This window comes from Stutzerimonas kunmingensis (assembly GCF_032106285.1).
In the GTDB taxonomy this organism is placed as follows: Bacteria; Pseudomonadota; Gammaproteobacteria; order Pseudomonadales; family Pseudomonadaceae; genus Stutzerimonas; species Stutzerimonas kunmingensis_B.
In genome coordinates this window covers 204966-231934 of record NZ_DAMCPO010000001.1, presented here as the reverse complement: position 1 = coordinate 231934, position 26969 = coordinate 204966, and the positions used below count along the sequence as shown (strand labels likewise).

The following is a 26969-nucleotide window of genomic DNA, read 5'->3' as shown; positions in this document are numbered from 1 at the left end:
GTCGGTCGTCAGCCGGCGACCGGACGATCAGGCGCGGTCAGCGGCAGGCACAACCGCACGCGCCGGCGCAACCAAGGACTGGGGCGATAACGTGCCTCGCCGCCATAGCAACCCTGCATCGCCTCAAGGATGGCGAGAATTCGCCCCGCACCGTAATGCTCGGCAAAGCCCAGCGGCCCTTTCGGATAGCCCAGGGCCAGGGTGATTGCACGGTCGAGTATCTGCGGGTCGGCAATGCCCTTCTGCGCGATCTCGCAACCGAGATTGACGATGCTCGCCACCACCCGCTGACTGACGAAACCGGGCGAGTCGTTGATCACCTCCACCGGCACGCCATCGTGACTCAGGGCCTGTTGCGCCTGTGCTTCGAGCGCGGGGTCGAGCGCCGGTTGGCGCATCAGTACCCGGCGCCGATCGAAGTCGGCGAACAGGTCGAAGGCGATACTGCGGGTGGCGGGCAGATCAAGCCTGGCGATCATCGTGCTGGCATCCTCGCCCAGCGGGGTGATCAGGCAGATGGCGCGCTCAGACGGCGCCTCACCGGTTTCCAGCTGAGTACCGGCCCCGCACAACAACGCCGCCAGCCGGCCACGCAATTCGGCATCCTGACTGTCCAGCCAGAACGGGCGCTCGACGACTATCGGCCGCCATTGCGGCTCCGGCGTGCGGATCTGCTGGCCGTTCTCGTAGCGGTAGTAACCCTGTCCGGTCTTGCGTCCGAGCAATCCCGCGGCGACCCGCTGCGCCGCCTGGTAGGACGGTGTATAGCGCGGGTCCTGATAGAACTGCTGATACACCGACTCCATCACCGCATGGGAAATATCCAGCCCGGTGAGATCGAACAGCTCGAACGGCCCCATGCGAAAGCCCGGGCCGTCGCGCAGGATGCGGTCGATCTGCTCGGCACCGGCGATACCCTCGGCAAGGATGCGCTGTGCCTCGGTGCTGTAGGCGCGACCGGCGTGGTTGACCAGAAAGCCGGGAGTATCCGGCGTGATTGCCGGAAAATGCCCAGCCTCTTCGGCCAGTTTGACCAGCCGCTCGATAACCTGCGGATCGCTGCGCTCACCGCGCACCACTTCCACCAGCTTCATCAACGGCACCGGGTTGAAGAAGTGAAAACCCGCCACCCGCTCTGGATGCTGGCAGGCAGCAGCGATGCGTGTGACGGAAAGCGATGAGGTGTTGGTCGCCAGCACCGTGTCCTCGGCGAGCAAGGACTCCAGCTCGATGAACAACGCCTGCTTGGCCTCGAGATTCTCGACAATCGCCTCGATCACCAGATCGCAGCCGGACAGATCGGCCAGCGCAGGCGCCGCCTGCATTCGGGCCAGCGTGGCGTCCAGTTCGGCGACGCTCAGCCGCCCCTTGGCCACGCCGCGTTCTAGCAGCTCGCGGTTGAAGCGCAGCGCCTCGCTGATCGAAGCGCTGCGTGCATCGTGCAACCAGACCTGCTTGCCGGCGCTGGCGAACAACTGCGCGATCCCGCGGCCCATGGCGCCCGCGCCGACGATGCCGATACGCTCAAACATGCAAACCTCCTAACGAGCAATGCGATATTCCGCAGTGCGGAACAAGATTCCATCGAATTGACCATGAGCGTAAAGACTGCCAATCTCCAGCGCAAGTCAGCCGCCGAACCCACTCGCTCATGTCCGATCAGCCCTATCCCGCCGCCACACTGCAACAGGTCGAAAGCTCGTTGACCGGGTTCTTCCAGGACCTCGGTTGCCAGCTCAAGGAGTACGGCCCGGAGCGCGCGGTGGTCGAACTGCTGTTGTTGCCGCGCCACCTGAACAACGCCAGCAACCTGCACGGCGGCGTCACGGCGACCCTGCTGGACGTGGCGATGGGCCTCTGCGGAACCTGGGTGGAACAGCCGGAACAGCGCCGCGTAGCGACCACGCTGTCGATGAACGTCAACTTCAGCGCACCGGCACCAGTCGGCAGCCGCATCCGAGCTGTCGCAGTCTGCCGCTCCGCGGGGCACAAGGTATTCATGGCCAGCTGCGATCTGCTGGACGAAAAGGACCAGTTACTGGCCTTCGGCGAAGGCGTATACAAGCGCGGCAAACTGCGCAGCGAGCTGCCCTGAGCGATGCTCGCCCTGCTCCCGCTGGCGCTCGTCTGTGAGCTATTCGCGCTGGTAACGCGCCTGCCGCTGCTGAGTGTGGTCAGCGGTGCGCTATTGGTGCTTTTCTTCGCCTGGCACTGGCGCTCGCTGATGCCCTATCCGCGCCGGCTCGGGTTGGTCACGCTGGGGCTGTTCGCCTACTGGGCACTGCTCCGTGACCCCGACTGGCAGCAGACCCAGCGGATGCTCGGCGCCGCGGCCTACTACGGCGCGTTCATCGGCGCGCTCGGGCTTGCCCATTGCGCGGTCAAGCGGATGCCGCAGCTCGGCGAGCTGCATCGGCTCTTACTGCGGCTACCCCGTACCAGCCTCTATCCAAGCTACCTGCTCAGCACCTTTGCGATCAGCTCGGTGCTGAGCTTCGGCATGCTCAATCTGGTCTGCGGTTCACTGGAACGTTATCTGGATCGGCAGTCGCATAGCCCGAGCCAGCGCCGCGAGGGCGCCAGGGGCGTAATGGTGACAGCCCTGCGCGGCTTCGCCCTGGTGCCCTTGCTGGCACCGACCAGCGTGGCGGTGGCGATCCTCACCCGCGAGTTGCCGGGACTGAGCTGGAGCGCCCTGCTGCCATTCGGCTTGGTCTGCGGGGCAATCCTGCTTTTGGTGGGGTGGCCGATGGAAAACCATCGTCTGCGGCAGTTGCGGGAGACCGCTGCCCCGGCAAATGACTCGAGCGCTACCGGGTCGGCAAAGGGGCTGCGCAACCTGCTGTACGGCAGCTTGCTCGGCATCCTGCTGATCGCGCTGCTGGCCAGCCTGACCCCACTGTCGGCGACCCAGGCCGCCATGCTGCTGGTTCCGCTCGCGGTGGTCGGGCTGCTGCTGTATCAGGGTGGATCGCCGACAACGGCCTATGCCGAAGTACGCGACACCCTGGCCGGCATGCGCAACGAAACCTTCATCTTCGCCTGCTCGGCACTGCTTGGCGGACTTACGGCAGTGCTGATCCCGGTCGAACGACTCGCCAGCCACTTCAGCAGCACGCCGCTGGCGCTGTTCGGTCTTGGCAGTGCCGGCATGCTGGCAATCATCGCCCTGGCCCTGCTCGGTGTCGCGCCCATCATCTCCCTGAGCCTGTGCGCCGCACTGCTCGCGCAGCTGGCCGGACACGGCGTGGCGATCATGCAGCCGGCAGTGGCGCTGCTGATCGGCTTTTCGCTGGCCATGCTGCTGTCGCCCTATGGCCCTTCGGCACTGATGCTGGCGCGCCACGCGCAATTATCGCCGTGGCGCATCGCCTTCGGTTGGAACGGCCGTTTCGTGCTGTTGGTGCTCGGCCCACTGCTGCTGGTGCCGCTGCTGGCGTAGTACTCACATCCAGCCGTATTCGGCCATCGACAGGGGCTCGCCGTCACCGACGATGAAGTGATCGAGCACCCGCACATCGATCAGCGCCAAAGCTTCTTTCAGCCTCAGGGTCAGCTGACGATCCGCCTGGCTCGGCTCGGCCACGCCCGATGGATGGTTGTGCGTGAGGATGACCGCCGCCGCATTCTGCGCAAGGGCACGTTTAACCACTTGCCGCGGGTAGACGCTGGCGCCATCGATGGTGCCGTGGAACAACACCTCGAAGGCCAGCACGCGATGCTTGGAGTCGAGAAACAGGCAGCCGAACAGTTCGTGCGGCTCATGCCGCAGCCGCGCCTTGAGGTAGTCGCGTACCGCCTGCGGCGACTCCAGTGCCGAATCGCGGCGCAGCCGCTCGGCCAGATGCCGGCGGCCCATCTCCAGCACCGCCTGCAGCTGGGCAAATTTCGCCGGCCCCAGGCCCAGATGCGCGCTGAACTGATCGAGCTCCGCCTCCAGCAGCGCGCGCAGGCTGCCGAACTCGGCGAGCAGGTGCCGCGCCAGATCCACCGCGCTTTTGCCGGCAACCCCGGTGCGCAGGAATATCGCCAGCAATTCGGCATCGGAAAGCGCGGCAGCGCCCTGTTCGAGTAGCTTTTCCCGCGGCCGCTCCGCCGCCGGCCAGTCACGTATGCTCATGTCCTCTCCCTGTCGAGCAAGCCCACTTTTCCGCTGTGGGCGCTGTGCTATCTTAGCCCGTCATTTTTCCGGGGTATCGGGCGTGTTCTGACCTGGTTCTCACTCCGGAGAGTCCCTACGAGATTACAAGGCAGGCCTATGCAGCGGCTGTATCGTAAACGCATCGTCCTGGGCGTCGGCGGCGGTATCGCCGCTTACAAGAGCGCCGAACTGGTCCGTCGCCTGCGCGACCACGGTGCCGAAGTCCGGGTTGTTATGACCCAGGGCGGACGTGAGTTCATCACGCCTCTCACCCTGCAGGCGCTCTCCGGCCACCCGGTTCATCTGGATCTGCTCGACCCCGCCGCCGAAGCGGCGATGGGTCACATCGAACTGGCGCGCTGGGCCGACCTGGTGTTGATCGCGCCGGCCACCGCCGACCTCATGGCACGCCTGGCCCAAGGCGTCGCCAATGATCTACTGACCACCGTGGTGCTGGCGACCAATGCCCCGGTCGCCCTGGCGCCGGCCATGAACCAGGCCATGTGGGCCGACCCGGCCACTCAGGCCAATCGCGAATTGCTGTTGAAACGTGGCATTCGTCTGTTCGGCCCCGGCTCCGGCAGCCAGGCCTGCGGCGATGTCGGCATGGGCCGCATGCTCGAGGCCGACGAACTCGCCCAGGCCGCCGCGGACTGCTTCGCGACCGGCCTGCTGACGGGCAAGCACCTGCTGATCACTGCAGGTCCAACCCAGGAAAACATCGACCCGGTTCGCTACATCACCAACCACAGCTCCGGCAAGATGGGCTTCGCTCTGGCCGAGGCGGCCGCCGAGGCCGGTGCGCGGGTCACGCTGGTGACCGGCCCGGTGTTCCTGCCGACGCCCGATCGCGTGCAGCGCATCGACGTGGTCAGCGCCCGCGACATGCTTGCCGCGTGCGAAGCGGCGATGCCCTGCGACATTCTCGTCGCCGCAGCGGCGGTAGCCGACTACCGCCCGGAAGTGGTGGCACCGCACAAACTGAAGAAAGATCCCACGACCGGTGACGGCCTGCTGCTGCAGATGGTGCGCAACCCGGACATCCTCGCCACGCTGGCCAGCCGCACGGACCGTCCGTTCTGCGTCGGTTTCGCCGCAGAAACCGAGAATCTGCTGGAGTACGCCACGCGCAAGCTGCGCGACAAGAATCTCGATCTGATCGTCGCCAATGACGTGGCCAACCCCAGCATCGGCTTCAACAGCGAAGACAACGCCGTCAGCGTGATCGACCGCCAGCAACACGAAACCCGTTTCGGCCAGGCCAGCAAGGGACATATCGCCCGCGCGCTGGTGGCCTTCATTGCCGACCGCTACAAAGAGTCCTGACATGCACGCACTCCAAGCCAAGATTCTCGACCCTCGCCTCGGCCAGGACTTCCCCCTTCCCGAATATGCGACACCGGGCTCTGCCGGCCTCGACCTGCGCGCCATGCTGCAGAGCGACACGGTGCTCGAGCCGGGCCAGACGCTGCTGATTCCCACCGGCATTGCCATCCACATCGGCGATCCGGGGCTCGCGGCGCTGATCCTGCCGCGCTCGGGCCTTGGCCATAAGCACGGCATCGTGCTCGGCAACCTGGTCGGGCTGATCGACTCGGACTACCAGGGCGAGCTGATGGTGTCGTGCTGGAACCGCGGCCAGAGCGCCTTCACCATCGCCGTCGGCGAGCGTATTGCGCAGCTGATGCTGGTACCGGTGGTACAGGCCCGCTTCGAACTGGTCGACAGTTTCGACAGCAGCGACCGCGGCGCTGGCGGCTTCGGGCACTCCGGCAGCCACTGAGTCACTGCGCACCGCTTACCTTTCAGGATGATTCGAGGAGCTTCATGGCACTCTTCAAGCGCACCGCCAAGGATTCAGGCGTTCTGAACCCGGCCGACACCCGCAGCAAGCGCGGCGGTTTCACCCTCAAGCCATTGCTCGGTGGCCTCGCAGCCAGCCTGATCGGGCTCGGCGCGGCCGCCGCGCTGATCTGGCTCGGTCAGCAGGGCGCTCAGCAGCAGCAACGGACACAGCTCGCCGAGGCCTGGAGCCAGAGCCAGGCAAGCGCATTGCAGCAGGCGCTGCGGCGGCTGCGTGCCGATACCCAGACAGCAGTGGAGCAGCAACGCCTGGTGGACGTCGTCCGTGCTGACACCGAGCTCAGACGCGAAGCCGAACAGCGCCTGCTGGAGTTGCCCGGCGTGGTCGACGCGCATCTCAATCCGCGCGGCAGAGTGGTGCCGGACACCAGCCGCCCGGGCCCGCTGAACTTCGCTGCGCTCGATCTGCTACAGCGGGTCGAAGCAGGCCAGTCGGCCGCTCCGGAAGCCTACAAGGTCGACAACCGCTGGCTGCTCTACAGTGCGATTCCGCTGCGCGCCGAGGGTGAACAGGCGATTCGCGGCACGCTGCTGCTGGTCAGCGATCTCCAGCACCTGTTCGCGACACTCCCGACGCTGCCCGACGAAGCCGGCCAGCTGCGACTGACCCAGCAATTCTCCGGCGCACCCGAACAGGTGCTGCTGCAGCGCGGCACCGCAGCCGACAATGCTTCGGCACTGACCCTCGCCAGCGGCAACGCCAACTGGAAGCTGGCCTACCTGCCCGGTGCCATCGATCAGCTGACTCTCATGCCGTTGCTCCTGCTCGCGGCCGCCCTGGTGGCGATTGCCGGCGTGCTGATCGGGCTGCAGCTGGTGCTCGGCGGCCAGCAGCGCAGGCTGCGCGAAGACGTGTTGCAGATGAGCCGCCTGCTACAGGAACTCTCCACCGGCAAGACCATCCAAATACCGGCCTTGAGCCTGCCGGTCCTCGACGCACTGGCCAGGAACATGGTCCGACTGCCTGTCCGCCAAGCTGGACCGGCTCCGACTCAGGCACCCGCCGCGGCTCCAGCCGTTCGGCCCGCCAAACCTACCGAGTACGTCGATCCGCGCTTGCCGGACACCGATATTCTCGACATCGATATTCTCGACGAGGACCAGGACATCTTCGGCCTCGACACCAAGGAGCGAGAACCCGCAATGAGCAGTGCCAAAGCCCCGAATTTGCCCGCCAGTATCTTCCGCGCCTACGACATCCGTGGCGTTGTCGGCGACAGCCTGACTACCGAGACCGCCTACTGGGTCGGCCGCGCCATCGGGTCCGAGAGCCTCGCCAAGGGTGAACCCAACGTTTCGGTTGGCCGCGACGGGCGCCTGTCTGGTCCCGAACTGGTCCAGCACCTCATTCAAGGTCTGCTCGACAGCGGCTGCGACGTCAGCGATATCGGCATGGTGCCGACGCCGGTGCTCTATTACGCCGCCAACATTCTCGCCGGCAAGTCCGGCGTGATGCTCACCGGCAGCCACAATCCGCCGGACTACAACGGTTTCAAGATCGTCATCGCCGGCGACACCCTGGCCAACGAACAGATCCAGACCCTGCGCAAGCGCATCGAGACCAACGACCTGTCCAGCGGCGTGGGCAAGGTCGAGCAGGTCGATGTACTGGAACGCTACTTCGAGCAGATTCGCAGTGACATCGCCATGGCCAAACCGATGAAGGTGGTCGTCGACTGCGGTAACGGCGTCGCCGGCGTCATCGCCCCACGCATGATCGAAGCACTGGGTTGCACCGTGATCCCGCTGTACTGCGACGTCGACGGCAACTTCCCGAATCACCATCCGGATCCGGGCAAACCGGAAAATCTGGTCGACCTGATCGCCAAGGTTAAATCCGAGAAGGCCGATCTCGGTCTGGCTTTCGACGGCGATGGCGACCGCGTCGGCGTGGTGACCAACGCCGGCACCATGATCTATCCGGACCGCCTGCTGATGCTGTTCGCCAAGGATGTGGTATCGCGCAATCCAGGCGCCGACATCATCTTCGACGTCAAATGCACCCGTCGCCTCACTCCGCTGATCAGCGGTTACGGCGGCCGGCCGGTGATGTGGAAGACCGGCCATTCGCTGATCAAGAAGAAGATGAAGGAGTCCGGTGCGCTGCTCGCTGGCGAAATGAGCGGGCACATCTTCTTCAAGGAACGCTGGTTCGGCTTCGACGACGGCATCTACAGCGCCGCGCGCCTGCTGGAAATCCTCAGCCAGGACAAGCGTGACGCCGAGCAGGTGTTCGCCGCATTCCCCTGCGATATCTCGACACCGGAGATCAACATCACGGTGACAGAGGAAAGCAAATTCACCATCATGGACGCCCTGCAACGTGACGCTCAGTGGGGCGAAGCCAACCTGATCACCCTCGACGGTGTACGGGTCGACTATCCCAAGGGCTGGGGCCTGATCCGCGCCTCGAACACCACACCGGTTCTGGTGCTGCGCTTCGAGGCCGACAGCGAGGAAGAACTCAGCCGCATACAGGACGTTTTCCGCGCACAGCTGCTCAACGTTGCACCCGATCTCAAACTGCCGTTCTGATTTGCGGAGCCCTGCATGACCCTCAGCCGTGAAGCTGCCACCCAATTCGCCAAGGTACTTTCCGAGGCGCTGCCCTACATTCGCCGGTTCGTCGGCAAGACGCTGGTCATCAAGTACGGCGGCAACGCGATGGAAAGCGAGGAGCTGAAAACCGGCTTCGCGCGCGACATCGTGCTGATGAAGGCGGTCGGCATCAATCCGGTGGTGGTGCACGGCGGCGGTCCGCAGATCGGCGACCTGCTCAAGCGGCTGAACATCGAAAGCCACTTCATCGACGGCATGCGGGTCACCGATAGCCAGACCATGGATGTGGTGGAGATGGTTCTCGGCGGGCAGGTAAACAAAAGCATCGTCAGCCTGATCAACCAGCATGGCGGCAGCGCCATTGGCCTGACCGGCAAGGACGCCGGCCTGATCCGCGCCAAGAAGCTCAAGGCGACCCGCCAGACACCGGAGATGACCAAGCCGGAAATCATCGACATTGGCCATGTCGGCGAAGTCACCGGCGTCAATGCCGAGCTGCTGGAAATGCTGGTGCAGGGCAACTTCATCCCGGTAATCGCGCCGATTGGCGTGGGCGAGAACGGTGAGTCCTACAATATCAACGCCGACCTGGTCGCCGGTAAGGTGGCCGAGGCGCTGAAGGCCGAGAAGCTCATGCTGCTGACCAACATTGCCGGCCTGATGGACAAGCAGGGCAGCGTGCTGACCGGCCTGTCCACGGCCCAGGTCGACGCACTGATCGCCGACGGCACCATCTACGGCGGCATGCTGCCGAAGATCCGCTGCGCGCTGGAAGCGGTGCAAGGTGGTGTCAACAGCGCCCACATCATCGACGGTCGCGTGCCCAACGCGGTTTTGCTGGAGATCTTCACCGATGTCGGCGTCGGCACACTGATCACTAACAGCCAGGGTTGAAGCAGACGCAAAAGAAAAGGGAGCCTAGGCTCCCTTTTTTCATGTCGTGCCGCCGGCCGATCAGAGATCGATACGGAACGACTCGAGCATCGCCGGGATGCCCGGGAACATGCCGATACCCAGCATCACGGCGCAGAGCACGATGAAGACGATCGTCGGGATGACCCAACGATGCAGGTGGCTCAGGGACTGACCACGCTCCTTGTCACCGATCAGCCCGAGATTGTCGAGCAGCACCGTCAGCGACCAGCCGAACACCGGATTAACCAGCGCCGAGGAAAAGATCACGATGGCCGCCGACTGCGAGGTCTTGCCTTCACGGGTCATCTGCATACCGGCTTCCAGCAGCGGCAGGAACACGCCGACCATCAGCGCCACGCTCAGTACCGGCGGCCAGATCGCCAGATCCATCGGGTAACCCCAAAGCGCCGCAACCACACAGAGCAGGCCGGTGAGCAATGCACCGGCGGGAATCGGGCGCTTGGCGATGGCGGCCGGCACCATGAAGGTGCCCCAGGATGAGGCCAGGTTACCGCCACCCAGCGACGTCCCGACGATCTGTCGTGCCGCCGCAACGCACATGGTGTCATCGATGTTCATCAGCACCTTCTTCGCCTTCGGCGGATAGTTCAGCTGCTGAAACACGCGGTGTCCGAGGAAGTCCGGCGACCACATGGCTACCGCCAGCACGGCAAATGGCGCGACAGCAATGAAGTGATGCAGCTCGGGCAGACCGATCTGCCAGCCGGTAGTCTCGCCCCACCAGTACATCGGATTCAGGTTGGGCACACCCGGCTCGGTGGTGAACTCGAACGGAGCGCCCAATGCAAATGCGATCACGGCCGCCAGCGCCGAACCCAGCGGAATCGCCAGCCAGCGCATGCGGATATGTTCTAGATAGGCGTACATCACGATGGTGGCGAACACCACGATAAACGCGATGTAGCCCATGTCGAAGCTGTCGGCCCAACCGAACAGCTTCTTGATCTGCGAGGTAATGCCGATGAAACCCAGATACAGCAGCAATCCGCCACAAACACCATCACTAGTCAGACGCGCCAACAGACTGCCGCCCTTGAAGACACCGAGGGTGAAACCGAGCACACCCACCATGATCCCCAGCGCCATAGGATGCCCGCCCGATGCGACGATCAGCGGAATCAACGGAATCAACGGCCCATGGGTCCCGGCCAGGTTGGCCGTGGGATTGAGGAAACCGGAGAACACCACGACAAACAGCAGGGCTGCGATCAGCATCTCGTAGCGCGCGTTCTCGATCACGAACTCGTTGGAAAGCCCCATCGGGCCGGCGAAAGCCGCAACAACAGCCGCCACCATGACGATCTTGCCGATGGTCGCCGCCATGGCCGGCACCCAATCTTCGTACTCGAAACGGTAGTCACGAAACGGCAGGTTTATTCCCCAGCGCTTCGGCGCCATGATCTCCAGTTCGTGCTCGAGGTATTCAGAGCGAGTCGCGAAATTTCCCTTCGGCTTGTGAAGCTCCCGATAACTGCGTAGGTCCCTACCATTCATGCTAGTCAGCCATACCGAAAAATTTGCGCCACGGTACAGACTGACCCCAAGCAACTCATCACGACCTTGAAACTATTGAGCTAGAGCGGTCTTTTGTGATAGCAAGCAAGCTACTCATCGAGCTATTGGCATAGCAAATAGCCACGCCAAGTATTTTGAAACAAGGGAACCGGTATCAGCGTTTTACTGCTTTTGCCCTAGGAGTTCGGCAATCCGCTGGCGATCACTGGCAAAGCTGACTTCCGCATCAGCGCGCGCCTTTTCGAAACGCTTGAGGTCGCGCTGCAGACTCTGCTCTTCCTTTTCAAGGTTCTCGATCTGCGCCAACAGGTTGCCCGGAACCTTGCGACCGGCGCGCTCATGGTTCGCCGCCTGCTTGCGCAAGCTCGCATGCTGGTTGCGTATCGACTGCAGGTTGCCGCGCGCCAAGCCCATCACGCTATCGAGCTCGGAAAGCTTGCGCGTTTCGGCCCGCTCCACATCCTCGACACTGGCATACAGACGCAGCAGCTGCGCATCCGATGCAGCGCGGGCCTTCTGTGCCTGCAACCGGGCAAATTCCTCCGCGGTCGGTGCCGGCGGCACCTCGCGGACCACTCGCCCTTGCTCGTTGAGCACCTGATATCCACGCGAAATGTGTTGCGGCGGCACGCCATGGCGATCGAGTACGACCACGCCACGGTCGTCCACATAGCGATACAGCTCGGCAGCCGAAGCCAATACCGGACATATGACTCCTAGCAGGAGCAACGTACGAGCGGCTACCGATTTACGCATGGCGCATTACCTACCCTGGGTCAGATTCCGTACTGCTCGCGATAAGCCTGTACCGCGGGCAGGTGCTGTTTCAGCTGAGCGTCGTCGGCGAGATATTCCAGCACTTGCTCCAGGGACACAATACTGATTACCGGCATTCGATAATCACGTTCAACTTCTTGAATCGCCGACAGCTCGCCCTGCCCTCTTTCCTGTCGATTCAAGGCGATGAGTACGCCGGCGGCCTCGGCTTTCTGCGCCTGGATGATCTGCATCACTTCGCGGATCGCGGTGCCGGCGGTGATCACGTCATCGACGATCAGCACACGCCCCGCCAGCGGTGCACCGACCAGCGTGCCACCCTCACCATGATCCTTGGCTTCCTTGCGGTTGAAGCACCAAGGCAGGTCGCGCTGATGCTGCTCGGCCAGCGCGATGGCGGTGGCTGCGCCAAGCGGGATGCCCTTGTAGGCCGGGCCGAAGATGACGTCGAAATCCAGACCGCTCTCGATCACCGCCGAGGCGTAGAACCGCCCGAGCTGTGCCAACGCGCTGCCGCTGTTGAACAACCCGGCATTGAAAAAATAGGGGCTGATGCGTCCCGACTTGAGAGTGAACTCACCGAAACGCAGAACACCGCGTTCGATGGCGAAGCGAATGAACTCGCGCTGGTACGCCTGCATGAAGAAATTTCCCGGAAAACCACTGTTTTAGCTAATTGCGAAGAGCTTGGGTTATCATACACGCACGTGTTTTTAGGGGCCATTTATGCGGATCATCAGCGTCAACGTGAATGGCATTCAAGCGGCGGCACAGCGGGGATTGCTCAGCTGGCTGCAAGCGCAGAATGCCGATGTCATCTGCCTGCAAGATACCCGCGCCTCTGCCTTGGAACTCGACGATCCGGCCTATCAGCTGGACGGTTACTTTCTCTATGCCTGCGATGCCGAGATTCCGGAGCAGGGAGGCGTGGCGCTCTATTCCAGGCTGCAGCCGAAGGCCGTCATCACCGGACTGGGCTTCGAGACGGCGGATCGCTACGGGCGTTACCTGCAGGCGGATTTCGACAAGGTCAGCATCGCCAGCCTGTTGGTGCCGTCCGGCCACGGCGGCGATGCCAACCTGAACCACAAACTCAAGTTCATGGACGACTTCGCCCACTACCTGGACAAGCAGCGCCGCAAGCGCCGCGAGTACATCTATTGTGGCTCACTGTATGTCGCCCACCAGAAGCTGGACGTGAAGAACTGGCGCGATTGTCAGCAGGACCCAGGGTTTCTAGCGCCCGAGCGCGCCTGGCTGGACGAGATTTTCGGCAATATGGGCTATATCGACGCCCTGCGCGAAGTCAATCGCGAAGGCGATCTGTTCAGCTGGTGGCCGGACACCGAGCAGGCCGAAATGCTCAACCTCGGCTGGCGTTTCGACTACCAGATCCTGACATCCGGTCTACGCCGCTTCGTGCGCACTGCTCGCCTGCCACGGCAGCCACGCTTCTCCCAGCACGCGCCGCTGATCGTTGACTACGACTGGACGCTGAGCCTCTGAGGCTCAGCGGTTTGCCCTACTTGACCAGCCGCCAGCAGAACGGATAGCGGTAGGGCTTGCCCTCGTTGGCACGGATGCCGGCGATCACCACCAGCACCAGCGCCACTACGCTCACCAGCACCATCAGCGGAAAGCCGATGAGGATCCAGGCCAGCAAGCCGCAGATCATCATCACGATGCTGAAGGTCAGCTGGAAATTCAGCGCTTCCTTGCCCTGCTGATCGACGAAGGGATCCATGTCCTTCTTCAGCTGCCAGACGATCAGCGGACCAATCACGTTGCCGATCATCGGCGCCAGAAACCAGAAAAACGACGAGTAGTGGCAGAACATCGCCCACTGACGCGCTTCGCGGTTGGGCAGCGGCACGAGATCCTGATCGGTCATTTCGCGTTACCTCTCGCTCAGTCAGCCAGCGCGGCGCGCTGCAACTCGAACAACTGTCGCACGCCGTCCTGAGCCAGGGCCAGCATGGCGTTGAGCTCAGCAGGCTGGAACGGCGCGCCTTCGGCAGTTCCCTGTACCTCGATGAAACCACCGGCGTCGGTCATCACCACATTCAGATCGGTTTCGGCCGCCGAGTCCTCCAGGTAATCCAGATCCAGCACCGGTTCGCCCTGATAGATACCGACCGATACCGCTGCAATCATCTGCTTGACCGGATCGCCCGCCTTCAGACCGCCACGTTTCTTTAGCACCTTGAGCGCATCGATCACCGCCACCATGGCACCGGTGATCGACGCCGTGCGCGTACCGCCGTCGGCCTGGATCACATCGCAGTCGATGAACAGCGTGTTCTCACCGAGCTTGCTCATGTCGAGCGCCGCACGCAACGAACGACCGATCAGGCGCTGGATTTCCAGGGTGCGCCCACCCTGCTTGCCGCGCGAGGCTTCACGCTGGTTACGCTCACCCGTAGCGCGCGGCAGCATGCCGTACTCGGCGGTCAGCCAACCCTGCCCCTGCCCTTTCAGGAAACGCGGGACGCCGGACTCGATGCTGACCGTGCAGATCACCTTGGTGTCGCCGAACTCCACCAGCACCGAGCCCTCGGCATGCTTGGTGTAGTTGCGGGTGATGCGGATCGAGCGCAGCTGATCGGCGGCACGGCCACTGGGTCGCTTCATGTATAGGTCCTGCTAGATGGGAAATTGACCGGCATTATAGAGCCCATTGGCGCGGAAAAGGGTCGCGGCCGTCCGGCCATCGCTGCCGCGACACCCTGTTTTCCTTTACAATCCTTCGCCTTTCGCAGCCCGCAATCGAGAGGTATCCCCGATGGTCCACAGCATGACGGCCTTTGCCCGCAGCGAGCAGGCCGGCACCCATGGCACCCTCAGTTGGGAAATCCGCTCGGTCAATCATCGCTATCTCGAGCCGCACCTGCGCCTGCCGGACGCCTTCCGCGACCTCGAAGGCGCGGTTCGCGATGCCCTGCGCAAAGGCATCTCGCGCGGCAAGGTGGAATGCACTTTGCGCTTCGCCGAGGAAAACAACCGCACCGCCCTGCAGGTCGACCGCGAGCGCGCCAGCCAGTTGATCGCCGCCGCCGAAAGCGTTGCCGCACTGATCAGCCAACCCGCACCGATTGACCCGCTGCAGGTACTTGGCTGGCCGGGCGTACTGGTCGGCGACGCGGTCGACCCACAGACACTCAACCAGAGTGCCCTGCAGCTCTTCCACAGTGCGCTCGAGCAGCTCAAGGAAGGCCGCCGGCGTGAGGGCGACGAACTGGCCAAGCTGCTCAACGAGCGTCTGGACAGCATCCTCGAAGAAGTTGCCACGCTGCGCGAACAGGTGCCGCAGATGCTCGCAGCCCAGCGCCAGAAGGTGCTCGACCGCTTCAGCGAAATGCAGGCAGAGCTCGACCCACAGCGCCTCGAACAGGAGATGGTCCTGCTGGCACAGAAGAGTGACGTTGCCGAAGAACTGGACCGCCTGAACACCCATGTGACCGAAGTGCGACGGGTACTCAAGACCGGCGGCGCGGCCGGACGCCGGCTCGACTTCCTCATGCAGGAACTCAATCGCGAAGCCAACACCCTCGGCTCGAAAGCGTTCGACCCGCGCAGCACTCAGGCCGCGGTCAATCTCAAGGTATTGATCGAGCAGATGCGCGAGCAGGTGCAAAACCTCGAATAACCATCAGCCACCACAACGGCTGGTCTATTTTTGTCCCACAGCATTAACAGCGCTTTTCAGGAACCCGTCATGTCCGCCACCACCGGTACGCTTTATATCGTTTCCGCGCCTTCCGGGGCCGGCAAGACCAGCCTGGTCAAGGCGCTGGTCGATGCACAACCGCAGGTGCGGGTGTCGGTTTCCCATACCACCCGGGCCATGCGGCCGGGCGAGGTCGACGGCGTCAACTATCACTTCGTCAGCCGCGAGGATTTTCTCGCGCGACTGGAGCGCAACGAGTTTCTCGAGCATGCCGAAGTGTTCGGCAACCTGTACGGCACCTCCCAGCGCTGGTTGGAAGACACCCTGGCCGAAGGCTTCGACCTGATCCTGGAGATCGACTGGCAGGGCGCGCAGCAGGTGCGCCGCCTGATGCCCCAGGCCAAATCGATCTTCATCCTGCCGCCGACACAGGAAGCACTGCGCCAACGCCTCAACAACCGCGGCCAGGACAGTGACGAGATCATCGACAAGCGCATGCGCGAAGCGGTCAGCGAAATGAGCCACTACGTCGAATACGACTACCTGGTGATCAACGACGACTTCGCCCACGCCCTGATCGACCTGCAGTCGATCTTCCGCGCCAACCAACTGATACAGAAGACCCAGCAACAGCGCCACGCCCGCCTGCTTGGCGAATTGCTCGCGCAGGTCGGTTGACGCACAGCCCGCAGAAACAGCGCTTCCATTAAGGCTGGTGATTTTTTAGACTACTCCGTCCGCTCGCCCATTCGGGCACGCTCTACCGCTATTGATGAGGAACACCATGGCCCGCGTTACCGTTGAAGATTGCCTGGACAACGTCGATAACCGCTTCGAGCTGGTCATGCTCGCTACCAAGCGCTCGCGCCAGCTGGCCACCGGTGGCAAGGAGCCCAAGGTCGCATGGGAAAATGACAAGCCGACCGTCGTCGCCCTGCGCGAGATCGCTTCCGGCCTGGTCGACTACGATGTCATTGCACAAGACGAGATCGTTGACGACGAGCCTCTCTTTACCCAGTACGAGGAAGAGCCGAACGAGGCCATCTGAATAAATGCCAGGTCGAAGTCGAACCGATAACATCGAAGCCCGCTGGCAAGGAGCACTGTCTTGCCAGCCATAGACGCGCTTGCGGATCGCCTATCGACCTACCTCGGCCCGGATCAGGTCAATCTGGTCCGTCGTGCATATTTCTACGCCGAGCAGGCCCACGACGGTCAACGCCGGCGCAGCGGTGAAGCCTACGTCACCCATCCTCTCGCGGTAGCCAACATCCTCGCCGACATGCACATGGACCATCAGAGCCTGATGGCCGCGATGCTGCATGACGTCATCGAGGACACCGGCATTCCCAAGGATGCACTGATCGCGCAGTTCGGCGAGACCGTCGCCGAACTGGTCGACGGGGTCAGCAAGCTGACCCAGATGAACTTCGAGACCAAGGCCGAGGCCCAGGCCGAGAACTTCCAGAAGATGGCCATGGCCATGGCCCGCGACATCCGCGTGATCCTGGTCAAGCTCGCCGACCGCCTGCACAACATGCGCACCCTGGAAGTGCTGGCCGGCGAGAAGCGCCGGCGCATCGCCAAGGAAACCCTGGAAATCTACGCCCCCATCGCCAACCGCCTGGGCATGCATTCGATGCGCGTGGAGTTCGAGGACCTCGGCTTCAAGGCCATGCACCCGATGCGTTCCGAGCGCATCCGCGCCGCGGTGCGACGCGCCCGTGGCAACCGCAACGAGATCGTCGAGAAGATCGAGCAGTCGCTGATCCACTGCCTCGAACGCGACGGCCTCGAAGGCGAGGTGATGGGCCGCGAGAAGCACCTCTACAGCATCTACAAGAAGATGCGCGGCAAGCGCAAGGCGTTCCACGAGATCATGGACGTCTATGCCTTCCGCATCGTGGTCGACAAGGTCGACACCTGCTATCGCGTGCTCGGCGCCGTGCACAGCCTGTACAAGCCGCTGCCGGGCCGCTTCAAGGACTACATCGCGATTCCCAAGGCCAACGGTTACCAGTCGCTGCACACCACGCTGTTCGGCATGCACGGCGTGCCCATCGAGATCCAGATCCGCACCCGCGAGATGGAGGAGATGGCCAACAACGGCATCGCCGCGCACTGGCTGTACAAGTCCAACGAGGACGAGGTCCCCAAGGGCACCCATGCCCGCGCCCGACAGTGGGTCAAGGGCGTGCTGGAGCTGCAGCAGCGCGCCGGCAACTCGCTGGAGTTCATCGAGAGCGTCAAGATCGACCTGTTCCCCGACGAGGTCTACGTCTTCACGCCCAAGGGCCGCATCATGGAGCTGCCCAAGGGCTCGACCGCCATCGACTTCGCCTACGCGGTGCACACCGACGTCGGCAACACCTGCATCGCCTGTCGCGTCAACCGCCGCCTGGCGCCACTGTCGCAGCCGCTGGAAAGCGGCTCGACGGTGGAGATCGTCACCGCCCCGGGCGCCCGGCCGAATCCGGCCTGGCTCAGCTTCGTGGTCACCGGCAAGGCGCGCACGCACATCCGCCACGCGCTCAAGCTGCAGCGCCGCTCGGAGTCGATCAACCTCGGCGAGCGCCTGCTGAGCAAGGCGCTGAGCGGCTTCGAGACCAGCCTCGAGAAGATCGACCCCGAGCGCATCCGCCAGGTCCTCACCGAATACCACATGGAATACGTCGAGGACCTGCTGGAGGACATCGGCCTGGGCAATCGCATGGCCTACGTCATCGCCCGCCGCCTGGTCTCGCGCGACGGCGAGCAGGCGCCGGCGCTCGAAGGCCCGCTGGCGATCCGCGGCACCGAGGGACTGGTGCTCAACTACGCCAAGTGCTGTACGCCGATCCCCGGCGACCCCATCGTCGGGCATCTATCGGCCGGCAAGGGCATGGTCGTGCACCTGGAAACCTGTCGGAACATCGCCGATGTGCGCCACAACCCGGACAAGTGCATCCAGCTGTCCTGGTCCAAGGACGTCACCGGCGAATTCAACGTCGAACTGCGCGTCGAGCTGGAGCACCAGCGCGGCCTGATCGCCCTGCTCGCCGGCAGCGTCAACGCCGCCGACGGCAACATCGAGAAGATCGGCATGGACGAGCGCGACGGTCGCATCAGCGTCGTCCAGCTGGTGGTCAGCGTGCATGACCGCGTGCACCTGGCCCGAGTCATCAAGAAGCTGCGCGCGATCAAGGGCGTCACCCGCATTACCCGCGTCAAGGCCTGACCTCCTCCGTCGACTTCGACCTGTCTGCAAAACGCCACGGCTGGCCGCTCTCGCCATCAGCCATTATGCTGGCTGCCCGTTGCCCAACCCTCAGAGGAGTCTCCATGAGCAAGACCGTGATCAACACCGACAAGGCGCCGGCCGCCATTGGCACCTACTCCCAGGCCATTAAGGCCGGCAACACCGTCTACCTGTCCGGGCAGATCCCGCTGGATCCCAAGAGCATGGAGCTGGTGGAAGGTTTCGAAGCGCAGGCGGTGCAGGTTTTCGAGAACCTCAAGGCGGTGGCAGAAGCGGCTGGCGGCTCGCTGAAGGACATCGTCAAGCTCAACATCTTCCTTACCGACCTCGGCAACTTCGCCACCGTCAACGAGGTGATGAGCCGCTACTGCCAGCAGCCGTACCCGGCGCGTGCCGCCATCGGTGTCTCCGCGCTGCCCAAGGGTGCGCAGGTTGAAATGGACGCCGTTCTGGTCATCGACTGATCGGATCGTCTGTCGGCGCGGCGCCAGTCGCCGCGTCATCGACCTCAACGCACCAGAATTTCGACTCGCCGATTGCGCGGCTCGGCCGTGGCATCCGGCGTCGCTATCAGAAGATTGCGCTCGCCGTGGGATTCCACCCGCAACTCCATCGCTTCCAGCCCCTTGGTGCGCAACAGCTCGGCGACCGCTTGGGCGCGACGCAAACCGACCTGCTCGTTGGCCGCACGATGACCCAGCGTATCGGTATGGCCGATGACTGTTACCACCGGATAGTCCCGACGCTGGGCTGCCAGCAGAACGCTGTCCAGCAGTTGTTCAGCCGTGCTGTCCAACGCGCCGGATGGCGCGATATGAACGCTAAATCGCTCGGGCAATGCCGGCTGGGCAGCCAGCGCCTTGTCGAAGTCCGCCTTGCGGCGCATGTCCGGTACGACATAGGCCTGACCGGTACCGGCAATTGCCATGCCCTGGCCAGACGCATCCAGCCGACGCTCCCCTTCCTCTCCAAGCATCACACCACCGCGCCCACCACTGTCGTCCGCCAGCATCACGTAGGAATGCTGCGCGCAGCCCGCCACTGCCGTCATCGCCAGCAGCACCATCGTTTGCATCAGCGTAATCGGCTTCACGGGCTCACCTTCATCAACACCTGGCCACCGCGCACGCCGATGCGACCGTCCGGCGTGTCGACAGCGATGGCCTGTGGGTCGAGGCGGGCCATGTCGCCCGCAATCAGGTTGAGCGTGCCGCGATTGAGCGTCGCCCGCAGGCGCAGCTCATCCAATGCCGGGGCGAAGCGATAGTCGTCGAGGGTCAGCTCGCTGTGCGGGCCGAACGCCAAAACACTGCCGTCGCCGAGAATCACCCCCAGCGCACCTTCGGCGCCGGTGCTCAAAGCCACACCCGGCACGATTGCCTGGCCGACCTTGGCGGCGTTGGTATAGCCGCGGCTGCTGATGTACGCAGCGCCTTCCACCCGCGCCACATGGCCTACCGGTTCGGGTAGGTTCTCGGCGTTGGTAGGCGCAATCCAGACTGCGGCGGCCATGCAGAAGGCACGCAGCACGTAGTTATTGAAGCAAGTCATCGAATTCTCGAATCGCCAGGAGTGCGGTTGGAGCGATACCGCTCCACTGGACTAAGGCAGTCCAAACCGGCAAAAAATCCCCTGCCGTTTCATTTTCCGGCGACTTGTTGATCGAACCGGGGCCACGCAGCTACCCTAGGGCGATGAGTTCGGCCAACAGGCGTTTATCAGAATCCGCCATACGAAATCTAAGAGGCAGTGTGGGCAGGCCCCACGGCGGCAACCTGCGTTAGCCAGGTGCCTCACCGGCACGCCTCATTCATGCCTGGTAGTGATGCGATCCGATTGCAGGTAGAACTCGCCGAAGGGGTCGATCAACCGTCCCCCGGTAGCGTGAAACGCCTTCAGTTCACGTAACGCTGCGTCGCCTGTTGCAGCAGCCCTTCCTGTTTCATCTGGTCGAGGGTGCGCTGCAGTTTCTCGACGACTGCATCCGGCGTTTCCTTGTTCAGCGCCAGATAGAGGTCGACACGGCTCAGGGTCAGCGCCACGGCCAGCGGGCCGACGCCGGCCTGCTTCGCCTCGTATTCGCCGGAGGGGTTGGTGGTCGCCCACAGATCGAACTGGCCGGCCTTCAGCTTGGCCGGGGTGTCTATCAGCGAACTCTGCACCTCGATGCCACGGTTGATCAGGTACTGACTGCCCACGCTGCCATCCTTCGAGCCGATTCGATACTGCTTGGCAGCATCCAGGCTGGAGACCTGAATCTGGCTCTCCGGAGCCTTGAGCAGCACGATCTGGATCTCGCTGAGCGGACCGACCCACTTGTACTTGGGCTCGCGCTCGGGGGTACGGCTGAGGGAGAACACAGCGAAGCCCGGGGTCTTCTCGGCCAACTGCTGCAGGCGGCTCCACGGGGAACGCAGCGTCATCGCATAGGGCACGCCCGCGCGCTTGAACAGAGCGGCCACCACCTCGGCATCAATGCCGCTGATCGCACCCTCCTTGGCGAAATTCTTGCCATCGTCGGCCATGCTGAACGGCGGGAAATTCTGCGTGAGCAGGTTGATGGTTTCCCCGTCGGCGCTGGCCGAGGCGATTGGCAGGAGGGTAATCAGCGCGCCCAGAAAAGCGCAGCGAAGATACTTCTTGGTGGTCGGCATGTGGAAGTCTCGGGTCGATCGGACGTTGTTTTTCCGCACCGGCACCGGCATCGGTTCCGGGCGGCTGTCGGCAGGTTCTTATTGCGCCCGGTTCGGGACAAGCGACCGCGCGGCGATGAACCCTAACAGGGCCTTGCGGGACAATCTCTGCGCCGGATCACTTACGTGAGATGCCGTGCTCCGCCAGTCCCGCCGAGCGTCGCGGCACGTCATCCGACGCACACTTTCGTTCCCCGCGCAGCCGGTCATTCGTCGAAAACCTGCTCTCCGTTCGTCGCGTAGCCGCCCCCATGGTGGCACTTGCCGTATTCTCGCCGGCTATCGGAGTCTGCCGAGCCGAGACACAGTCGGGCATATAAATCGCATCCAACACATCCGAACTGTGGCGCGTCATGCAAATGGCGCCGCGGGGTTTCCCGCGAACAACTGTGGTCCGCCTCCTGGCGGTGGTTTGTCGAAACGTCGGGATTCCCGATTGGATGTGAAATGAAAACACCCCGTCTGCTACAAGGTCGCCGCGGCCCTGTACTTCTTATTTTCCTGCTCCTGCTGATCGCCGCCAGCGTCGCCTATTGGCAGTTGCGCCCCAGCGCCCCGTCGACGCCAGCCACTGGCGCGGCGGCGAGCATGCTCGAAGCCTTGCAGGACTCCACCGAGCCCTGGCAGGCCAATCGCCGCGATCTCTCGGTGCTGATGAACGATCTGCGTGGCGCCAGCATTGCCAGCGCCGCATTGGGTAAGGATGCGGTCTACGTCAGCCTGCACGAGGGCCTGCGCTACTGGGTGCCGGACCAGTCCGGACGCGTCGCGAGACTGCTGCTCGAGCAGTACGCGCAGAGCAGCGGCGAGCTGTTCCCTTTGGCGATGTTCCAGACCGACGCGGAAAAGCCGTTTTACAAGATCCTTCTGCCCTACTCACCGATCGCCCTGCTGCTGATCGGCGCGGCGGTGTTCTTCGCCATGAAGACCCGTAGCTTTGAAGTCCAGCGCAAGGGCAGCGGCGTGACCTTCGCTGATGTCATCGGCGCCGCCGAGGCCAAGCAGGCGCTCAGCGACGTCACCGCCTACCTGCGCGATCCGGCCGCCTATGCCCGCCTCGGCGCCCGCCCGCCAAAGGGCGTGCTGCTGACCGGCGAGCCCGGCACCGGCAAGACCCAGCTGGCCAAGGCGCTGGCGAGTGAGTCGAATGCGAGCTTCATCCAGGTCACCGGCAGCGACTTCTCCTCGATGTATTTCGGCGTTGGCATCCAAAAGGTCAAGGCGCTGTTCCGCACCGCCCGCAAGCAGGCGCCGTGCATCATTTTTATCGACGAAATCGACGGCATCGGCAAGCGCGCCGAGCAGACACGTTCCAGCGATGCCGAGAGCAACCGCATCATCAACCAGTTCCTCGCCGAGATGGACGGCTTCGATGGCGCCGCCGGCGTGCTGGTGTTGGGCGCCACCAACTTCCCCAACTCGCTCGACCCGGCGCTGGTGCGCGAAGGCCGCTTCGACCGCTCGATCGCCGTCGGCCTGCCCGGCCTCGATGACCGCGAAGCGCTGTTCCGCCTCTACGCCGGAAAGATCAGCGCGGCGACCGATCTGGACTTCCCGCAGCTGGCGCGCAATACCGTCGGCCTGACGCCGGCCGCGATCGCCTATATCGTCAACCACGCAGCATTGCTGGCGGCCCGCGCGGGCGCCAGACAGGTCGATATGGCGCATTTCGTCGACGCGGTGGAAACCTGCCGCATCGGCGAGCAGCCCTCCGGCGTGACGCCGATGTCCGCCACCGATCGCAAGCGCATTGCCGTGCACGAGGCTGGCCACGCGCTGGTAGCGGCGGCACTGAAGGTCGGCCGGGTGGAAAAGGTCACCATCCTGCCGCGGGGTCAGGCGCTGGGGGTGACGCTGGTAACGCCGGTGGAAGACAAGCGCCTGCACATGTATTCCGAGCTGCGCAATCGCATCCAGATGCTGCTGGCCGGGCGCGGCGCCGAGCAGCTGTATTTCCACGAGGTGTCGTCCGGCGCCGGGCAGGATCTGCAGGAAGCCTCGAAGATCGCCCTTTCCATGGTCGGTGCCCTTGGCATGGGCCCGCGCGGCTCGCTGTTGAGCCTGCAGGCCGTGCGCGACGCGCATCTGGACAGCGATCCGCGAGAAGCGCTGGAAGCGGCCGATGAGCTGCTGCAGCAGCTCAATCAGGAGTGCCTGGCCCTGCTGCAGCGGTTGAAACCGGCGCTCGACCACATCACCGAGCGCCTGCTCGCGGTGGAAACCGTGCCTGGAGAAGAGGTGCTGGCGGCCATCGAACGGTTGCCCGTGCACCATCACGAAGCCAGTGTCAGCTCGATCATCGGCCATGCGCTGAACAGCATCGACCGCGTCGCGGCCAGCGCCATGGACAGCACCGACAGCTTCGAACTGTCGCCGGTGGTATCGAGCGAGCCGGAAGACGACGGCCCGACCCGGCTCTGAGCCGGAGGGCGTAACGATCCCGGCGGACGGCACATCCGCTGGGATCAGTGCACGGCCGGCGCCACCTGCTGCAGCGTGGCGATGCCATCCAGGCGCCGCGACAACACGCCGAAACGTCGCCGGTATTGCGCCGGCGTGAGGCCGACCTTGCGCCGAAACAGTCGACCGAAGAAGCCGGCGTCCTGATAGCCGACCTCCCAGGCGATCGCTTCAACCGACAGCTCTCCGCTTTCCAGCAGTTGCTTGGCCTCCTCCAGCCGCAGGGTATGGATGTAATCCAGCGGCGTCAGTCCCGTGGCCAGGGCGAAGCGGCGCTGGAAGGTCCGCTCCGGCAGGCCGCTGATCCGCACCATGGCGCTCACCGGCGCCTCCTCCTCGTAGTGCTGCGCCGCCCATTCCTGACAACGCGCGATCACTGGATCAGCCAGCTGCCCGGTGCGCATCATCGCGGCGTAGGCCAGCGGGCTGGTCGCATCCCAATCGAACAGGTTCATCCGCGCCACCTCCATCGCCTCCCGCGCACCGACGAAACGGGCAATGAGAAACAGCCCCAGCGCATGCCAGCTGCTGCCACTGCCGGACATCACCAGGCGCTGGCCGACGCCGGTGCTGACCAATGCCTTGTCCGGATGCCAGTGCACGTCCGGGTATTCGCGTCGCAGGCAATCGCAGTAGCCCCAGTGCGAAGTCCCTTCGCAGCCGGCCAAGAGCCCGGTGCGCGCCAGCAGCATCGCCCCGGAGCAGGCAGCGGCCAGCGTCGCGCCGGCCGCGTAGCGCTCGCACAGCCATTGCGCCTCGGGCGCGTAGCGATCGTCCAACGGCTCCCAGGGGCTGACCGCCAGGTTGCTGACAATCACCACATCGGTCGGCGGCGCATCGTCCAGACTGGCGTGAGGGTGGACCGGGATATCGTTGTAGACCCGCAGCGAGCGTCCGTCGCGGCTGACGATCAGCGGCAGGAAAGGCGACGCCACGTCGGCGCGGTGCAGCAGTTGCTGCCAGTCGCGACGGGCACCCAGCAGCAGATCGTAGAGGCCGAACAGCGTCGAGGCCGTACTGTCCGGCGTCGCCAGCAGGGCGACGGTCAGCGGCGGACGTTCGGCGATCTCTGAGCGGGCCATGGCGGAAATAGCCGGTTTGTTTCCAGGATGACTGGGGTCCAACGTAAGCCAAACCCCGAGTATGGGCACGTTGGCCGATGCCAACGAACCGGACTCATGGAGCATAGAACAATGAAAGACGCACACGGGTACCAACTGACCGGCTGCAATAGCGAGGCGCAGGCCCTGCTCGATCAGGCGCTCGCGCAGTTTCGCTGCCTGCACGCCGAATCGCTGGCAACCACCGAAGCCACACTGCAGGCCTCGCCGGAACTGGTCATGGGCCATGTCCTGCACGCCTGGCTCTACCTGCTCGGCACCGAGGCGGCCGCCCTGCCCGTAGCCCGCACCTCGTACGAGCGAGCCCTGGAGCTGCCGCACAATGACCGCGAGGGCCGTCACCTCAAGGCGCTGGGGCAACTGCTGGATGGCCGCTGGCATGCGGCCGGGCGCGTGCTGGAAGACCTCAGCATCGACTATCCCCACGACATGCTGGCGCTGCAGGCCGGACAGCAGATCGACTTTTTCACCGGCGATGCACGCATGCTGCGCGACCGCGTTGCCCGTGTGCTGCCGGACTGGTCGCTGCAGCTGCCTGGCTACCACGCGCTGCTTGGCCTGTACGCGTTCGGGCTGGAAGAATGCGGCGACTATCGGCTCGCCGAGCGCTATGGCCGTGAAGCAATCGCCCTGCAACCCGCCGACGCCTGGGCACAGCACGCGGTCGCCCACGTCCTGGAAATGCAGGGGCGGCGCGAGGAAGGGATCGCCTGGATGCGCGGCAACCCGGCCTGGCAGCAGGACAGCATGCTGGCGGTACACAACTGGTGGCACCTGGCGCTGCATCACATCGAGCTGGACGATTGCGGCGGGGCCCTAGACCTGTTCGACGGCCCGGTGAATGGCCATCAGAGCCCCCTGGCGCTGGAGCTGATCGACGCCAGCGCATTGCTCTGGCGGCTGCAACTGCGTGGCGTGGATGTCGGCGACCGCTGGACTGGCGTGGCCGAGCGCTGGGCCGCGATGGCGGCGGACGGCAACTATGCGTTCAACGACTTTCACGCCGCCATGGCCTTCGCCTGCGCCGGCCGCAGCGACCTGCTGGGCCTGCTGCGCGCAGCCCAGCAACGGGCCTGCGCGCGGGACGATGACAATGCGCGCTTCACCGCCCAGATCGGCGCCCCAGGCGTCGAGGCAGTAGTCGCCTTCGTCGAAGGCGACAACACGCGGTGTGTGGAGCGGCTGCGCTCGATCCGCAATCAGGCGGCAGTCATGCACAACGCGACCTGGTCGACCAGACACTGATCGCCGCGGCCGAGCGCGACGGTCAGCAGCGCCTTGCGCGCGCCCTGCAGCGCGAGCGACAGCTACTTGCCGAACAACGGCGCATGCAGTGAAAGGATGGCGCCCACGGGCGCCATCGCTGCTGGAAAGTTAAGGCAACACCACCAGCCGGTTCGGCAGTTCGTTGCGTTCGTGGGTCTTCGGCACATGCTGCGTCAACAGCGCTCCACTGGCCTCGATGCAGCCAAGAAAGCCTTCGAGCACCTGGCCCTGCTTTACCCGATCGGTGAAGCAGGCGACGACCGATTCCCAGGCGGCATTGTCGATGCGGCTGGAAATGCCGCGGTCGACCAGAATCTCCACATAGCGCTCTGCTTCGGAGACGAAGATCAACACTCCGGTGTCGCCTTCGGTGTGATGCAGATTGAGTTCGATGAACTGACGCCGCGCCAGATTGCAGGCACGCCAGTTGCGCACCGAACGGGGGATCAGACGGCTGGTCAGCGCCGGCATGCGGAACAGCACCGCGAGCACGATAAAGGTTGCCCACTGCACCAGCAGCAGCTGCCATGCGCCAAGCCAGCCACTGAAGAACAGCAGCGCTCCGGGTAGCAGCAGCGCGATCAGGCCGGCCCACAGCAGCGGGATGTAGTGGTAGTCGTCGGCCTGCGCGGCCAGCACCGTGACCAGCTCGGCATCGGTGCTGCGCTCGACGCGCTCGATCGCTTCGGCTACCTGTTGCAGTTCGCTTTCGCTCAGTAAGGTCATCGTTCAT

The 26969-nt window shown here is 64.0% G+C and carries 26 protein-coding genes; 14 read left to right on the top strand and 12 right to left on the bottom strand.

The annotated features are described in order from the left end of the window. Positions 1 to 8: 8 nt before the first annotated feature. Positions 9 to 1532: a 3-hydroxyacyl-CoA dehydrogenase gene (locus RT582_RS01085; protein ID WP_313476219.1), complete on the bottom strand. Its 1524-nt coding sequence runs from the start codon at positions 1530 to 1532 to the stop codon at positions 9 to 11. Between the two features lie 119 nt (positions 1533 to 1651). Here RT582_RS01085 and RT582_RS01080 point away from each other — a divergent pair, with 119 nt between their 5' ends. Continuing rightward, positions 1652 to 2095, top strand: a complete 444-nt coding sequence (locus tag RT582_RS01080; protein WP_313476217.1) for a PaaI family thioesterase — start codon at positions 1652 to 1654, stop codon at positions 2093 to 2095. 3 nt (positions 2096 to 2098) lie between these two features. Next, entirely contained in the window at positions 2099 to 3442 is a 1344-nt protein-coding gene (locus RT582_RS01075) for a hypothetical protein (protein ID WP_313476215.1), read from the top strand. A 3-nt stretch (positions 3443 to 3445) separates the two neighbouring features. On the opposite strand, the gene radC is transcribed toward RT582_RS01075, so the two are convergent. Next, positions 3446 to 4120, bottom strand: coding sequence for a RadC family protein (gene radC, locus RT582_RS01070; protein WP_014821796.1), 675 nt, complete (start codon positions 4118 to 4120; stop codon positions 3446 to 3448). Positions 4121 to 4258: 138 nt separating this feature from the next. Between radC and coaBC the strand changes: the two genes are divergently transcribed. From coaBC to argB, 4 genes are read left to right on the top strand one after another with little or no spacing between them, the layout of a single operon-like run. Further along, complete coding sequence (gene coaBC, locus RT582_RS01065) at positions 4259 to 5467, top strand: bifunctional phosphopantothenoylcysteine decarboxylase/phosphopantothenate--cysteine ligase CoaBC (protein ID WP_014821797.1); 1209 nt, start codon at positions 4259 to 4261, stop codon at positions 5465 to 5467. 1 nt (position 5468) lies between these two features. Beyond that, positions 5469 to 5924 (top strand): dUTP diphosphatase, encoded by a 456-nt coding sequence (dut, locus tag RT582_RS01060; protein ID WP_003283360.1) that lies wholly within the window; start codon positions 5469 to 5471, stop codon positions 5922 to 5924. A 44-nt stretch (positions 5925 to 5968) separates the two neighbouring features. Further along, positions 5969 to 8539 carry a phosphomannomutase/phosphoglucomutase gene (locus tag RT582_RS01055; RefSeq protein WP_313284991.1) on the top strand — a complete coding sequence of 857 codons (2571 nt, stop codon included), beginning with the start codon at positions 5969 to 5971 and terminating at the stop codon, positions 8537 to 8539. A gap of 15 nt (positions 8540 to 8554) precedes the next feature. After that, positions 8555 to 9457, top strand: coding sequence for an acetylglutamate kinase (gene argB, locus RT582_RS01050; RefSeq protein ID WP_003295449.1), 903 nt, complete (start codon positions 8555 to 8557; stop codon positions 9455 to 9457). A 60-nt stretch (positions 9458 to 9517) separates the two neighbouring features. Here the strand turns inward: argB and RT582_RS01045 are convergent, their stop codons facing one another. The 3 genes from RT582_RS01045 to pyrE form a co-directional block, all read right to left on the bottom strand. Continuing rightward, positions 9518 to 10993: a DUF3360 family protein gene (locus RT582_RS01045; protein WP_080902081.1), complete on the bottom strand. Its 1476-nt coding sequence runs from the start codon at positions 10991 to 10993 to the stop codon at positions 9518 to 9520. 183 nt (positions 10994 to 11176) lie between these two features. Then, the gene (locus tag RT582_RS01040; protein ID WP_224742652.1) at positions 11177 to 11770 is read right to left on the bottom strand and encodes a DUF4124 domain-containing protein; all 594 of its coding nucleotides are present in this window, start codon (positions 11768 to 11770) and stop codon (positions 11177 to 11179) included. 20 nt (positions 11771 to 11790) lie between these two features. Then, a complete protein-coding gene (gene pyrE / locus RT582_RS01035; RefSeq protein ID WP_023444581.1) occupies positions 11791 to 12432 on the bottom strand; it encodes an orotate phosphoribosyltransferase in 642 nt (213 codons plus the stop codon). A gap of 85 nt (positions 12433 to 12517) precedes the next feature. Here pyrE and RT582_RS01030 point away from each other — a divergent pair, with 85 nt between their 5' ends. Beyond that, a complete protein-coding gene (locus tag RT582_RS01030) occupies positions 12518 to 13297 on the top strand; it encodes an exodeoxyribonuclease III (RefSeq protein WP_014821803.1) in 780 nt (259 codons plus the stop codon). Between the two features lie 16 nt (positions 13298 to 13313). On the opposite strand, the gene RT582_RS01025 is transcribed toward RT582_RS01030, so the two are convergent. Together RT582_RS01025 and rph are read right to left on the bottom strand one after the other, a co-directional pair. Next, entirely contained in the window at positions 13314 to 13682 is a 369-nt protein-coding gene (locus RT582_RS01025) for a DUF4870 domain-containing protein (RefSeq protein WP_023444580.1), read from the bottom strand. Positions 13683 to 13699: 17 nt separating this feature from the next. Next, entirely contained in the window at positions 13700 to 14422 is a 723-nt protein-coding gene (gene rph / locus RT582_RS01020; RefSeq protein WP_023444579.1) for a ribonuclease PH, read from the bottom strand. A gap of 151 nt (positions 14423 to 14573) precedes the next feature. Here rph and RT582_RS01015 point away from each other — a divergent pair, with 151 nt between their 5' ends. The 5 genes from RT582_RS01015 (at position 14574) to RT582_RS00995 (ending at position 19160) form a co-directional block, all read left to right on the top strand. Continuing rightward, the gene (locus tag RT582_RS01015; RefSeq protein WP_023444578.1) at positions 14574 to 15437 is read left to right on the top strand and encodes a YicC/YloC family endoribonuclease; all 864 of its coding nucleotides are present in this window, start codon (positions 14574 to 14576) and stop codon (positions 15435 to 15437) included. Between the two features lie 69 nt (positions 15438 to 15506). Further along, positions 15507 to 16136: a guanylate kinase gene (gene gmk / locus RT582_RS01010; RefSeq protein WP_014821807.1), complete on the top strand. Its 630-nt coding sequence runs from the start codon at positions 15507 to 15509 to the stop codon at positions 16134 to 16136. Between the two features lie 106 nt (positions 16137 to 16242). Continuing rightward, entirely contained in the window at positions 16243 to 16506 is a 264-nt protein-coding gene (gene rpoZ, locus RT582_RS01005; protein WP_003283345.1) for a DNA-directed RNA polymerase subunit omega, read from the top strand. A gap of 60 nt (positions 16507 to 16566) precedes the next feature. Continuing rightward, on the top strand, positions 16567 to 18675 hold the full coding sequence (spoT, locus tag RT582_RS01000; RefSeq protein WP_313476212.1) for a bifunctional GTP diphosphokinase/guanosine-3',5'-bis pyrophosphate 3'-pyrophosphohydrolase: 2109 nt from the start codon (positions 16567 to 16569) through the stop codon (positions 18673 to 18675). A 104-nt stretch (positions 18676 to 18779) separates the two neighbouring features. Then, complete coding sequence (locus RT582_RS00995; protein WP_014821809.1) at positions 18780 to 19160, top strand: RidA family protein; 381 nt, start codon at positions 18780 to 18782, stop codon at positions 19158 to 19160. Positions 19161 to 19204: 44 nt separating this feature from the next. Here the strand turns inward: RT582_RS00995 and RT582_RS00990 are convergent, their stop codons facing one another. The 3 genes from RT582_RS00990 to RT582_RS00980 all read right to left on the bottom strand — a co-directional run bounded on the left by RT582_RS00990 (position 19205) and on the right by RT582_RS00980 (position 21350). Beyond that, the gene (locus tag RT582_RS00990; protein WP_125861263.1) at positions 19205 to 19771 is read right to left on the bottom strand and encodes an OmpA family protein; all 567 of its coding nucleotides are present in this window, start codon (positions 19769 to 19771) and stop codon (positions 19205 to 19207) included. 14 nt (positions 19772 to 19785) lie between these two features. Further along, positions 19786 to 20247 carry a FecR domain-containing protein gene (locus RT582_RS00985; RefSeq protein WP_046618406.1) on the bottom strand — a complete coding sequence of 154 codons (462 nt, stop codon included), beginning with the start codon at positions 20245 to 20247 and terminating at the stop codon, positions 19786 to 19788. Between the two features lie 344 nt (positions 20248 to 20591). After that, positions 20592 to 21350, bottom strand: a complete 759-nt coding sequence (locus tag RT582_RS00980) for a substrate-binding periplasmic protein (protein WP_313476210.1) — start codon at positions 21348 to 21350, stop codon at positions 20592 to 20594. A gap of 486 nt (positions 21351 to 21836) precedes the next feature. Here RT582_RS00980 and RT582_RS00975 point away from each other — a divergent pair, with 486 nt between their 5' ends. Further along, entirely contained in the window at positions 21837 to 23810 is a 1974-nt protein-coding gene (locus RT582_RS00975) for an AAA family ATPase (RefSeq protein ID WP_313476208.1), read from the top strand. A 44-nt stretch (positions 23811 to 23854) separates the two neighbouring features. Here RT582_RS00975 and RT582_RS00970 read toward each other — a convergent pair whose 3' ends face one another. Next, the gene (locus RT582_RS00970; protein ID WP_313476206.1) at positions 23855 to 24931 is read right to left on the bottom strand and encodes a GlxA family transcriptional regulator; all 1077 of its coding nucleotides are present in this window, start codon (positions 24929 to 24931) and stop codon (positions 23855 to 23857) included. 111 nt (positions 24932 to 25042) lie between these two features. Here RT582_RS00970 and RT582_RS00965 point away from each other — a divergent pair, with 111 nt between their 5' ends. Beyond that, entirely contained in the window at positions 25043 to 26215 is a 1173-nt protein-coding gene (locus RT582_RS00965; RefSeq protein WP_313476203.1) for a tetratricopeptide repeat protein, read from the top strand. 129 nt (positions 26216 to 26344) lie between these two features. Here RT582_RS00965 and RT582_RS00960 read toward each other — a convergent pair whose 3' ends face one another. Beyond that, complete coding sequence (locus tag RT582_RS00960) at positions 26345 to 26962, bottom strand: TPM domain-containing protein (protein ID WP_313476202.1); 618 nt, start codon at positions 26960 to 26962, stop codon at positions 26345 to 26347. Positions 26963 to 26969 lie beyond the last annotated feature (7 nt).